Raw genomic sequence first — 12,676 nt, 5'->3', positions numbered from 1 at the left:
TGTGACAGCCGATTAATCCCGCACGAAGTAGCTCAAGTTCTCGAGCTCCACGGCCAAGTCCACGCTCTTCACCACGACATCTTCGGGCACTTCGAGCACCGCTGGTGAAAAGTTCAAAATCGCCTGCACTCCGCTGTCCACCAGGTTGTCGGTCACCTTTTGCGCCGCCCCCCCCGGCACGGCCAGAATCGCCATCTTCACCCGATGCTCACGCATCACCTGCTCAAGCTCATTCTGGTGCAACACCTTCACCCCATCCACCTCGCGCCCAACGCTCTCATCATCGGTATCAAACGCGGCGATAATCTCGAAGCCCTCTTTGCGGAAGCCTCCATAGCGCAGCAAGGCAGAGCCCAAATTACCAGCACCGACCAACACCACGGGCTTCAGCCGGTTGCGCCCCAGCACATCGTGGATCATAGCCGTCAGCCCTGCCACCTCGTAGCCGATCCCCCGAATCCCGAACTGCCCGAGACAAGCCAGGTCCTTGCGCAGCTGGGTCGACTTCACCCCGGCAACTCCGGCCAGCGACTCGGACGACACCGTTTCCACACCGCTCTCCTCCAATCGTCGCAAGCAACGTTGGTAGATCGACAACCGGTACAGAGTCTTCTTCGGAACGGTCAAATTGGTGGGCTGGTCGCTCATAATTAAATCGTGCGCAATTCCGAGGAATAACTCACGATCCCGCCGGACTGCGGCCTACTATCGCCGCCACTTGTGAAAAATCCCGAACTTTTTCACATGACTCGAATTTTCCTCGAAAACCCGTTGCCCCACCAGCCCGACGCGCCACAATGCCCCGCAAGATCCACCTAAACATTCTCTGACCATGACCCATCCCGAACGCATTGGCAGCCGCATCTCCACCTGGGGCGAAGGCCCGATCTGGCACGCTGAAAAACAACGACTCTTCTACGTCGATATCGAGCAACACACCGTCGTCTCATTCGACCCCGCCTCCGGCGATGAACAATCGTGGGAAGTCGGCGAGCGCGTCGGCTTCGTCGTCCCCCGCTACGGATCGGACGATCTGATCATCGGCGGCGACAACGGCATCCACATCCTGAATGTCACTGACGGATCTCTCACCACCATCGGAGATCCGGAAGCCGGTATCGAAACGCACCGCTTCAACGACGGCAAATGCGCGCCGGACGGCAGGCTCTTCGCCGGCACCATCTCGATGGTCAAGAAACCGGAAGCAGCCCTCTACCGCGTAGATCCCGATCACTCCATCACCAAAGTGGTGGAAAACGTCACTAACTCCAATGGCATCGTCTGGAGCAAAGACGGCTCCACCTGCTTCTACATCGATACCGCCACCCGCAAGATCAGCGCGTTCGACTACGATTCCACCACCGGCTCGCTGACCAACCGCCGCGACGTCGCAGACACAGACCCCATGGTCGACGCGTCACCAGACGGCATGGCAATCGACACCCAGGACCGTCTGTGGGTCGCCTTCTGTCACGGCGGATGCGTTCTCTGCATCGACCCCGCCACCGGCGAGTGCGAGCGCCGCATCGACTTCCCATGTGTCGAAACCACCGCCGTCGCCTTCGGCGGACCGGACATGACAGACCTCTACGTCACCACCGGAATCCACAAATCCATCGAAGAAGATCAAGCCGGCAGTCTTTTTGTCGTGCGCGGAGTCGGTGCCACCGGCGCCCCCCAACCACAATTCAAAGGTTGAGACCAGCCACCTCCTCTCAGCGGGTCGCCCACTCCGGGCGGCCCGCTTTTTTTGTATCCCCCTCAATACAAATCACCGACAAATCAAAAATCCTACCAAATCGGCACGATTTCTGATTACGTCATATTTTTTACATCTGAATAACAAACCCCGGTGACATATTCACCGCCCCAACACTCAACACAGAAGCGAAACAATGATCAGCAAATCATTCTCCAAGACCGGCGCACGCTGCCAGGTGACCTTCAAACTCAAACTCGAAGATCCAACCGTCGCCGTCTCGGTCCTCGGTGATTTCAATGACTGGACGCCCGGCGTTCACACGCTGTCACTGCGCAAGAGCGGGCATCTAGGGACAAGCATCAGCCTTCCGGCCAACCAACGGTTCGCCTACAAGTTCCTCACCGCCGACGGACAGTGGCTCAACGACGATGCCGCAGACGACTACATCGCCAATGAATGGGGAGAAACCAATTCAATCGTCGACACGTCGACCATCACAGCATCCATCCAGTCGACCACTCCCGGGAAAAAAGTGACCGCCAAGGCCAGCTCCCCAAAGAAAAAGGCTGTAAAAGCGAGCAAGCAGCCCGCCGCGGGCAAGAAGATCACTAAAAAAGCGCCGAAAAAGAGCCGTGCAAAGGTGTAAGCCACAGCCTCAATCGGCAAAAACACAGACTAATTCGTAGTTACCGCTTGGCAGAGGGCATTAATACGGTGTTCAGTTGCCGTCTTGCCCCACGAGGAATGAAGAGGATTGCGGAAGAAACCATTCAACAAGTGCTCCAAGCGACGAACATCGTCGACTTGGTCGAAAGCTACTTTCCGCTCAAGCGCGTCGGTGGCAACTTCCGCGCCAACTGCCCATTCCATCAGGAAAAAACACCCTCCTTCTACGTCAGCCCCAGCCGCCAGAGCTTCAAGTGCTTCGGCTGCGGCGCCGGAGGTACCGCCATCCGCTTCGTCATGGATTACGAGAACATCTCGTTCCAGGACACCATCAAGAAGCTCGCGGACCGCGCCGGTATCGCACTGGTCGAACAACAACTCGACCCTAAAGAAGAAGCCAAGCTCAAGCGCCGCTCGCAAGCGTTGACCGCGCTGCGCAAAACCGCCGAGTACTATCACGAGCTTTTGCTCAAGTCGCCGAATGCACAACACGCCCGCGACTATCTGAAGAACCGCGGACTCTCACGAGACACCGCGCTCAACTGGATGATCGGCTACGCCCCGGCATCCGATCGCGAATTCTTCGACTGGGCCCGTGAACAAGGACTGCGCGGCCGCGCCCTGGTCGATGCCGGCATTGCCTCGCTGCGAGACGAACACGACCCGTCACGCGGACTCTACACCCGCTTCCGCGACCGCCTGATCTTCCCCATCTTCAACGACTACGACGACGTCGTCGGCTACTCCGGCCGCCTGCTCGACCCCGAGTCGAAGATGGCAAAGTACCTCAACTCACCGGAGACCATCGTCTTCAACAAGAGCAAGCTGCTTTTCGGACTGAACAAAGCCAAGCGCCCGATCGGTCAGGCCAAGCACGCCATCCTGTGCGAGGGACAGATCGATCTGATCGCCGCCAGCGAGAACGGCGTGCAAAACATCGTCGCCCCACTCGGCACTGCCTTCACTCCGGATCACGCACGCATGCTGCGCCGCTACACGGAAACCGTCGTCATCTGCTACGATGGAGATGCCGCAGGAGTCAAAGCTGCCGAACGCTCGCAAAAAGAGCTCGCAGATGCTGGGCTGGTCGTCCGCGTTGCCCGCCTGCCTCAAGGGGATGACCCGGATTCCTTCATCCAGCGCGATGGCGTCGACGCCTTCCGCCAACTGATCGACAACGCGGTGGACTTCTACGACTACCTGCTCGGGCACAAGGTGTCGGAGATCAATATGAGCGATGTCGGTGACCGCACGCGACTGGCGCGCGAACTGGCGGAGAAGATTGGCGAACTATCGGACAAAATGTTGCGTGAGACCGTGGTGCACAAAGTCTCCGCCCGCCTCGGTGTGGATGACAAGTTGCTGATGAAAGAAGTCGCAACCGCCCGCAGCCGCAGCCAAAACCAGGAGCGCAGCCGTGCCGCTGCCAGCGAAGCCCGCGGCGACATCCCACACGACGCCGAACCCGTTGCCCCCAAGTTCTCGATCAACTCTGCAGTGCTTGAGCTGCTCTGCCACATTGCCCTGTCTTCAGAGAAGGGCCGCAAGATCATCGCCACCTCTGAGTGGAAACGCGAATGGCTCGACGACGTCGAACACGGCACAATCCTCACTGAGATCCTCGACGCAGAGTTCGACGCAGACAACCCTAGCAGTGTAAATGCGTGGTTAAGCCATCGCCCGAACGAGCAAGAAGCGTACTTCTTCGGTGTGCTGGACAAGCCATTACCTACCGAAAAGTTACAAGACTGCGTGCTCGACGCCTTGGAAAGGCTGCGCCGTCAATCGATCCGCACGCGACTGGGCGTGGCAAAAGCTAGACTGCGCGACCCATCCCTCCCCGCTTCTGATTTGCTCGCTCTTCAAAAAGAAGTGCTTGCCTTGCAAAATCGTCTTAAGAATACTGCGCCCCCTGAAGATGCGCCGTCACGTACCGCCTCACCAGCACCAAAAGCTCAGGAACCCGCGCCGGATCCAGCTAATGACGACCCATTTTAACCGGTAGGCGTACCAGCTAATACCGCCCCATCACTTTCCCCCTCCCCCAATCATCCAGATCTGACCATGGCAGACAAACGCCCAAGTAAAAAATCCACCCCGGCCAAGCCGAGCGCGAAGAAAAAGAGCGCAGCGAAAAAGCCCGCGGCCAAAAAATCTCCTGCCAAGAAAAAGCCGGCGGCCAAGAAGTCGACAGCGAAAAAGCCTGCAGCTAAGAAGCCTGTAGCCGAAACTCCCGAGGTAACACCAGCCGAGGAACCTCAAGCCCAGCCAGCTCCTGCAGCTGAAGCTGCCCCAACGGGGGCTGCCGCCGAGGCAACAACACCATCCGGCCCACTCACCATGGAATCGCCGGAGGTGAAGGCAAAACTGCGCGAGATGATCAAACTCGCCAAGGAGCAGGAGTACCTCACGTTCGACGATATCAACGAACTACTGCCGGAAGATGTCTATCAGCCGGAACTCGTCGATGAGTTGCTCAGCCGCCTGCGCAGCATGGAATTTGAGGTGATCGACGCCAGCGATGTCGATAATTTCAAACGCACCAACAAGACCGACGACGTCGATGAGGACGAGGAAGAAAGCCCTCGTCGCCGCGCCGGCCAAAAACAGGAAGGCCTCGACGACCCGGTCCGCATGTATTTGAAGCAGATGGGCCAGGTGCCACTGCTCACCCGCGAGGAGGAAGTCGAGATCTCCAAGCGCATCGAAAAAGCCGAAAGCGCCGTACAACGCCACCTCCATCACTTCGGCTTCGCCAGCGATTCGTACCTCCTTATGGCCGAGAAGCTGGAAACCGGCCGCGAACGATTCGACCGTGTGATCCTCGACAAAAAAGTCGAAAACCGCGAGCGCTACATGAACGCGCTGCCAAAACTTTGCGAAACCGTTCGCACCATGCGCGGTGAGGTCGACCGCATTCACGAGAAGCTCTTCAATGCTACGGACTCCGATGTGGAAGCGATCCAAAAGGACATGGAAGAGCACATCAAGAAGCTCTCCAATAAGTTCAAGCGCTTCTACTACAAGCAGAAGGTGACCGAAGAGTTCATCGACCTTGTGGACTCGTACATGAACGAGATCGACGAGATCGAGCGCATGCCTGCTGGTGGCACCAAGCGCCTGCAGCGCATTGCATCGTTCCGCCGCCGGACCTGGTGCACGCCGAACGAGTTCCGCCGCCGCCATTCCAACGTGAAGCAGGCATTGGCGGATGCCCACCAGGCCAAGTCCGAAATGGTGGAAGCCAACCTGCGTCTGGTGATCTCGATTGCCAAAAAGTACACCAACCGCGGACTTTCGTTCCTCGACCTGATTCAGGAAGGCAACATGGGCCTGATGAAAGCGGTGGAGAAGTTCGAGTACCGCCGTGGCTACAAGTTCTCCACCTACGCCACATGGTGGATCCGCCAGGCCATCACCCGCTCGATCGCCGACCAGGCACGCACCATCCGCATCCCGGTCCACATGATCGAGACCATCAACAAGCTGATGCGCGTGCAGAAGCAGTTGGTCCAGGAATACGGTCGCGAAGCCACCCCGGAAGAAATCGCCGAGGAAATCCACCTTCCTGCCGAGCGCGTCAATGCCGTGCTCAAGATGGCACAACAACCCGTCTCATTGCAGGCTCCGGTCGGCGACGGCGAGGGCGAAACCCAGATCGGCGACTTCATTGAAGACAAAGCCAGCGAAAGCCCGATGGAACTGACTTCGGCAGCTCTCCTCAAGGACCGCCTGCGCGATGTGCTCGACTCCCTCACCGAGCGCGAACGCGAAGTGCTTGAGCAGCGATTCGGTCTGAAAGATGGCTACTCGCGCACTCTCGAGGAAGTCGGCAAGCAGTTCCGGGTCACCCGCGAGCGCATCCGCCAGATCGAGGCGAAGGCGCTGCGCAAAATGCGCCACCCGACCCGCATCCGTAAGCTGGAGGGCTTCATCGAAACCTCCGCTCCGTACTAATCCGGAACGACTTGAAAATTTATCGAGGGGAATTTGCGAATTGGCGCAACTTCCCCTCGTTTTTTGGGTTCCCTTCCCCGATGAGCCAGCAAGACCAGAAACCATCGATCGAAGAGCTGATCGCCAACCACCGTGAAGTCCCCCCATCGGCTGACTTCATCGAGCGCACTCTCGCGGCCGCCCGCAACCTCCCACAGGATGCAGCGCAGCCGGAACCTGCGCGCTCACCGGCTGTCGTACGCTGGCTCGGCATAGGCTCAATCGCGGCCGCCGCCGCACTCGCCATCTCCATGGTGCTCAACCCGACATCCCCTGCCGCCCCTAAAGAACTGACAGCCACAGAGCCGGCTACCACCACCGTCGAGCTCAACGCAACCGCCATCGTCGCCGCAGCAGAATCCGACGCAGAGCGCGAAGCTCTCCAATTGCTGCTCGCTCTCGAAGACCGAGACACCCTCCACGACGAAGACATCCTCGCCTTCGCGTTCTGACCTGACGCACGGCACTCTCAATCTCCCCCACTGGCCTCCCGGCGGAAAGCTGTGCTATGGTCGCGGCGATGAATCGTACCGCCTCACTCATTGAAGCCACCGCCGAGCAACCACACATCACCATCGAGGAGCTCGCTCCCGACTATCCGGTGATCCACGTTTCCAATCCACAGGCCACCGCCAGTATCGCACTTCACGGCGCCCACCTGATTTCCTACCAACCGTCCGGTCAGGATCCCGTCATTTTCACCAGCCGCGACGCAGTCTTCCGCGAGGGCAAAGCCATCCGCGGCGGCGTTCCGATCTGCTGGCCATGGTTCAGTGCCCACCGCGATGCGGGCAATGGGTACCCGTCCCACGGACTCGCCCGCACCAGCTTCTGGCAACTTGAGCAAATCGAGTGCGGCGCCGACACCACCACGCTCGTGCTCAGCTTTACCACCGACGGCAGCGACGCTTCCTGGCCATACGCCTGCAAGGCCACGCTCACCATCACCGTCGGCTCCACACTTGCCATCTCACTGCGCAGCGACAACCTCTCGGACTCGGCGATCGAGATCAGCGAAGCGCTCCACTCCTACTTCCAAGTTGGAATGGCAGATCAAACCGAGGTCATCGGTCTGCAAGGATGCGATTACGTCTTCAGCCTCAGCGACACCGAGGTGAAATCCCAAGACGCACCAATCGTCATCAACGAAGCGATCGACCGCGTCTACCACTCGGAGGCCACCATCGAAATTGCCGACCGCTCCAATCAACGCACGATCATCGTCGAAAAACACAACAGCCAGACTACCGTCGTCTGGAACCCGGGCGCAGAAGCTGCCGCCGCTATGGGCGACCTCGCCAATGACGAATACCACCACTTCGTCTGCGTTGAGCCCGCCAATGCCTGGCCAAACCGCATGACCCTGGCCCCCGGCACCAGCCACACCTCGTCGATGACAGTGTCGGTGAAATGATTCCCTCCCCGTTGGAGCAATCAATTTGGCTCCAACGGGTTCCACACTTTCTCGAACCCAAGCCCCTCGAAGTCCCGCACGTTCGCCGTTGCAAATCGAGTAACCCCGTGGTGTTGAAGGGTCAGGGCCAGCCTCACATCGAACAACCGACGTCGAGCAAAACCAGGTCTTGCGGCATAAGCCCAAACCTCGTCCATCACCGGAGCATTCTCCACCACCATCCAGTTCGGGTTATGTCGGAACCGTTGAACCACGCCTGCCGCTTCAGCCGCAGGAACCTCACGCCCGAAAACTTTGGCGTTCCTCAACAGAACATAGAGCTCCACCAGCACCAGCTCCGACATCACAACATCCTGACGAGTTCCACACTCCATCATGAACGCTCTGGCAGCAGCGTGCTCACCAACTCCAGCATGCAGCGCATAGAGCAGCAGGTTTGTATCAACGCCAATCATGACTCAAACCCACGCTCGATCTTGTCGGCGAGATAATCCTCTCGCTCTTGCTCCGCAACCCGCTGGATCTCCTCCGAACTTGTAACTGCACCATCCCCAAGCGGCACGATCGGCAATTCCCAATCCGTATCCAGACACGGCTTGTGAACGCTAGCCATGTACTCCAGACCGCGACGAAATACCTCGGCCAATGACCACTCCTTGGCCGCCGCGATTTCCTTGGCTCTCTGATACAGCTCATCAGGCACCGTGATCTGCGTCTTCACCATGATGGTAATTTACCACATGTAGAATTTTCCACCGAGCCAAGCAGGCAAAGATTCACGATCACCACAGCTTCCTGTCCAACGAGCGCAGCTGGATCGCCTCCATCACGTGGGCATCGGTGATCTGGTCGACACCCTCGAGATCGGCAATCGTCCGGGCGACTTTCAAGATCCGGTCGTGCGCACGGGCGGAGAAGTTGAGCTGAGTCATCGCGTGCTCGAGCGACGCAGCCCCCTCGCGGTCGAGCTGGCAATACTTCGCCACCATTTTCGGGCCTAGGTAGGCATTGGTCAGAGAACTCTCCGCCACCGGTGCCACGCCGTCGGCCTCTTTGCGGAACCTTTCCACCTGCACAGCCCGCGCCCGCTCGACCCGCTCGCGGATCACTTCGGACGCCTCGCCTCCGCTCGACGCCGCCAAATCACGATACTCGACCAACGGCACGTCGATATGAATGTCGATCCGGTCGAGCAATGGTCCGCTGATGCGCTGGCGGTACATTTCAATCTGACGCGAAACACACCGGCACTCACGCTTCGGATCACCGTAGTAGCCGCAAGGACACGGGTTCATCGCGGCCACCAACATGAAGCGCGCCGGAAACGTCAACGACGCTGCCGCCCGGCTAATCGTCACCCGCCCGTCCTCCAACGGCTGACGCATCACTTCCAGCGTCGATCGCCGGAACTCCGGCAGCTCGTCCAAAAACAATACCCCGTGATGCGCCAACGACACCTCCCCCGGACGCGGAACACTCGTCCCTCCCAACATCCCCGCCTCACTCACCGTATGATGGGGCGACCGGAATGGACGGGTTCCCACGAGCCCCGCCTTGGAGTCCAATAGCCCGGCAATAGAGTGAATCTTGGTCGCCTCGATCGCTTGTTCTTCGGTGAGCGATGGCATGATCGTCGAAATCCGCTTCGCCAACATCGACTTCCCAGTCCCTGGCGGCCCGATCATCAGCAAGTTGTGCCCGCCGGCACAGGCCACCTCAAGCGCCCGCTTCACACTGTGCTGGCCCTTCACCTCATTGAAATCCACATCGTGCCGCGCATGGCGGGCAAACAAAGCCCGGCGGTCGAGCTGGTGGGGCACAATCTCCTGATCCCCGGTGAAAAATCCATACGCCTGCTCCAGCGTCGCCACCGGGATCACAGCAATCCCACCGACCACAGCGGCTTCCTGCGCGTTCTCCCGCGGCACCATGATGAAGTTCACGCCCCGCTTCTTGGCCTCGATTGCCACGGCCAGCACGCCCCGCACCGGCCGGACCTCCCCATTCAACGCCAACTCGCCCACCACCACGGCAGCCGCCATCTGATCGCGCACAAACCTCGTCTCATGATTGTCCTCGGCGGCAGCACAAATCACCCCGAGAGCAATCGGCAGGTCGAACGCCGGCCCCTCTTTGCGGATATTCGCTGGGGCCAGATTGATCGTCATGTGCCCGACCGGCATCTTCATCCCACTAGTCACCACCGCTGCGGACACCCGCTCGATGCTCTCCTTCACCGCAGCATCCGGCAACCCGACAATCACCGTCTTTGAGTCGTCCCCTCCCCGCGTGTGCACTTCAATGATCACAGGGATCGCCTCCACTCCGTGCACCGCCGCCGAAAAGACTCGTGATAACATTTAAACGTTATCACAAACCAAACAGCAACCTATCAAGAGCAATCCACCTAAATCAAGTCACCCCCGACCCGGCAGAGCTCGCTTGAACTCAATGCGGCGAATTGCGCATGAAATCCGCAATCTGCGCAAAGAACTGCGCCATCACCACTCCTTCTTGCTGAGGGATCCCCACCTCGCGCATCGACTCACCCATCAACGTCAGCCACTGGTCGCGCTCCACCGCTCCAATCACAAACGGAGCATGACGCATCCGCAACCGCGGGTGCCCACGCTTCTCCATATAGGCCGTGCTTCCGCCAAAGCGCATCACCAGAAAGTCTGCCAGCCGTTCTTCAGCACCGTCCCAATCGTCGTCAGGATACATCTTCCCCAATATAGGATCGGTCTTCACCCGACGATAAAACGCAGCACTCAGCTCACGAAGTTTCTCTTCGCCCAGACGCTCCACCAGATTGTCCACATTGATCTCACTCATTTCAGTCCGCTTTCCGATCTCAAATTGCTCCAAAGCCCACTAGCAACGTGGCCGAGCATTACTCTCAGCGCGAATCCAACGAACGCAACCCATCTCATCCCGCGCCCGGATACCACCGCCCATTTGCCCCCTATCCAACGCCCGCCCCCATTCGTATCCCATCTAGCCGGTCCCCAACCCCGCCCGTTTTCGCCATGTCATTTACTCCCGACCAACTCATCGTTCTTGCCGTCGTGGTCGGGTGCACGGTTTGTTTCATCAAAGAATGGATCGCTACAGAAATCACCGCGATGATAGGCGCGGCAATCCTACTCGCCACCGGCATCCTGAACCTCGATCACTTCACCGCCGGCTTCGCCAACCCGGCCCCGCTGACGATCGCGTGTTTGTTTGTCGTCAGTATCGCACTTGAGCGCACCGGTCTGATCGAAACTCTCGGCGACCAATTCCTCCGCCTCGCCAAAGGCAGCCAGACCCGAGCGTTCCTGCTCGTCATGTCCTTTCCGCTGGTCATTTCAGCCTTCACCAACAACACACCGGTCGTCGTGGTCATGATGCCCATCCTCGTCGCCTTCTGCCGCTCAACCGAAGCCAAGCCATCCAAACTCCTCATCCCACTCTCTTACGCCGCGATCCTCGGAGGCACCTGCTCGATGGTCGGAACCTCCACCAACCTGGTCGTCGACGGCATGGCCACCGACTTGGGCGTCGAGCCCTTCTCGCTCTTTTCCATCACTCCGCTGGGAATTGTCTACAGCATCATCGGGGTCGCCTACATGTGGTTCTTTGGCCGCCATTTGCTCCCCGACCGCGAGACTCTCGGGTCGCTACTAACGCCAGAGATGAAACGAGAGTTCCTGGTGCAGGTCGAGGTGGGAGAAGACTCGCCTCTGATCGATCGAGCTCTATCCCAGCTTCTCGCAAAACAACTCAAAGGCATGCATGTGCTCGAAGTCCGCCGCCGCGGCGTCAACGTGCTCGCCCCACTCCCTGACGTCGAGCTCCAACCCGGTGACCGACTCGTTCTGCGCACTGGCCGCAGCGGCATCGAGAAACTCAAAAGCACCGAAGACACCGACCTCGGCTGGGGCAGCGAACTCGGCCTCGAACCCATGGAATCTCGCGAAGCCCTCATGATCGAAGGTATGATCGGCCCCGACTCACCCATGGCCGGCCGCACGTTGAAACAACTGCGCTTCCGCCAACGCTTCAATTCGCTCATCCTCGCCATCCACCGCCGCGGCACCAACATCACCAACCAACTCGAAAGCCATCCCTTGCAGTTCGGCGACACCTTGCTCGTCGAGGGCACCAACGAAGGGATCGAGCGTCTGATGAACCAACGCGGCTTCGTCACCCTTTCCGAGCCCCGCCAACAAAAGTTCCGCCGCAAGCGCGCCCCCATCGCCCTCGCCGCCATGATCGGCTTCGTCGTGCTCGGCGCGTTGAACGTCGCCCCCACGCTCACCCTCGCATTTCTGGCCGCACTCGTCGTCGTCGCCGGCGGCTGCGTCACCCCCACCGACGCCTACGATGCCATCCAATGGCGCATCATCTTCCTCATCATCGGTATGCTCGGCATCGGCAGTGCGATGCAATCCAGCGGCACCGCACAAACCCTCGCAGAAGGTCTCACCGCCGGCATCGATGTCTTCTCCCTCAGCCCATTCTGGCACCCCTACGTCCTGCTCTCTCTTGTCTACCTGATGGCTTCAGTCTTCGCCGAACTCATCAGTAACAACGCGGTCGGAGCCCTGCTCACCCCCATCGCCGTCAACCTGGCCAACGCCGCTGGCTACGATCCGATCCCCTTCATCGTCGCCATCATGTTCGGCGCCAGCGCATCCTTCTCCACTCCCATCGGCTACCAAACCAACACCTACGTCTACGGCGCCGGTGGTTACCTGTTCAAAGACTTCATTCGCGTCGGACTGCCGCTCAATATCATCCTCTGGATCGTCGCCAGTGTCGCCATTCCGTTGTTCTGGGGATTCTGATAATCCTGTTAGTTTAGGCGTCACATCTATAAGTCTTATAGGACCTATAAGACTTATAGGAAGAAT

At 59.1% G+C, this 12,676-nt stretch carries 12 protein-coding genes; 7 read left to right on the top strand and 5 right to left on the bottom strand.

The features are described 5' to 3' along the window. Positions 1–12: 12 nt before the first annotated feature. Positions 13–648 (bottom strand): redox-sensing transcriptional repressor Rex, encoded by a 636-nt coding sequence (locus G3M56_RS06435; RefSeq protein WP_164362993.1) that lies wholly within the window; start codon positions 646–648, stop codon positions 13–15. Positions 649–832: 184 nt separating this feature from the next. Here G3M56_RS06435 and G3M56_RS06430 point away from each other — a divergent pair, with 184 nt between their 5' ends. The 6 genes from G3M56_RS06430 (at position 833) to G3M56_RS06400 (ending at position 7,778) form a co-directional block, all read left to right on the top strand. Then, positions 833–1,699: an SMP-30/gluconolactonase/LRE family protein gene (locus G3M56_RS06430; RefSeq protein ID WP_164362992.1), complete on the top strand. Its 867-nt coding sequence runs from the start codon at positions 833–835 to the stop codon at positions 1,697–1,699. Between the two features lie 196 nt (positions 1,700–1,895). Further along, complete coding sequence (locus tag G3M56_RS06425; protein ID WP_164362990.1) at positions 1,896–2,348, top strand: isoamylase early set domain-containing protein; 453 nt, start codon at positions 1,896–1,898, stop codon at positions 2,346–2,348. Positions 2,349–2,446: 98 nt separating this feature from the next. Continuing rightward, the gene (gene dnaG, locus G3M56_RS06420; RefSeq protein WP_164362989.1) at positions 2,447–4,366 is read left to right on the top strand and encodes a DNA primase; all 1,920 of its coding nucleotides are present in this window, start codon (positions 2,447–2,449) and stop codon (positions 4,364–4,366) included. Between the two features lie 66 nt (positions 4,367–4,432). After that, positions 4,433–6,325 carry an RNA polymerase sigma factor RpoD gene (gene rpoD / locus G3M56_RS14245; RefSeq protein WP_164362987.1) on the top strand — a complete coding sequence of 631 codons (1,893 nt, stop codon included), beginning with the start codon at positions 4,433–4,435 and terminating at the stop codon, positions 6,323–6,325. Positions 6,326–6,405: 80 nt separating this feature from the next. Next, positions 6,406–6,816: a hypothetical protein gene (locus G3M56_RS06405; protein ID WP_164362986.1), complete on the top strand. Its 411-nt coding sequence runs from the start codon at positions 6,406–6,408 to the stop codon at positions 6,814–6,816. 68 nt (positions 6,817–6,884) lie between these two features. After that, positions 6,885–7,778: a D-hexose-6-phosphate mutarotase gene (locus tag G3M56_RS06400; protein WP_164362984.1), complete on the top strand. Its 894-nt coding sequence runs from the start codon at positions 6,885–6,887 to the stop codon at positions 7,776–7,778. A 20-nt stretch (positions 7,779–7,798) separates the two neighbouring features. Here G3M56_RS06400 and G3M56_RS06395 read toward each other — a convergent pair whose 3' ends face one another. The 4 genes from G3M56_RS06395 to G3M56_RS06380 form a co-directional block, all read right to left on the bottom strand. Next, positions 7,799–8,233, bottom strand: coding sequence for a TA system VapC family ribonuclease toxin (locus tag G3M56_RS06395; RefSeq protein WP_164362983.1), 435 nt, complete (start codon positions 8,231–8,233; stop codon positions 7,799–7,801). Continuing rightward, complete coding sequence (locus G3M56_RS06390; RefSeq protein ID WP_164362982.1) at positions 8,230–8,502, bottom strand: antitoxin; 273 nt, start codon at positions 8,500–8,502, stop codon at positions 8,230–8,232. Before G3M56_RS06390 ends, G3M56_RS06395 begins: the two co-directional genes overlap by 4 nt. Before the next feature lie 58 nt (positions 8,503–8,560). Next, complete coding sequence (locus G3M56_RS06385; protein ID WP_164362980.1) at positions 8,561–10,138, bottom strand: YifB family Mg chelatase-like AAA ATPase; 1,578 nt, start codon at positions 10,136–10,138, stop codon at positions 8,561–8,563. A gap of 88 nt (positions 10,139–10,226) precedes the next feature. Then, the gene (locus G3M56_RS06380; protein ID WP_164362979.1) at positions 10,227–10,613 is read right to left on the bottom strand and encodes a globin domain-containing protein; all 387 of its coding nucleotides are present in this window, start codon (positions 10,611–10,613) and stop codon (positions 10,227–10,229) included. 194 nt (positions 10,614–10,807) lie between these two features. On the opposite strand from G3M56_RS06380, the gene G3M56_RS06375 reads away from it, so the two are divergent. Next, complete coding sequence (locus G3M56_RS06375) at positions 10,808–12,610, top strand: SLC13 family permease (RefSeq protein WP_164362977.1); 1,803 nt, start codon at positions 10,808–10,810, stop codon at positions 12,608–12,610. Positions 12,611–12,676: the final 66 nt, after the last annotated feature.

It is taken from the genome of Sulfuriroseicoccus oceanibius (genome assembly GCF_010681825.2).
GTDB classification, from domain to species: Bacteria; Verrucomicrobiota; Verrucomicrobiia; order Verrucomicrobiales; family SLCJ01; genus Sulfuriroseicoccus; species Sulfuriroseicoccus oceanibius.
This window is presented reverse-complemented; position numbering and strand designations above follow the sequence as displayed.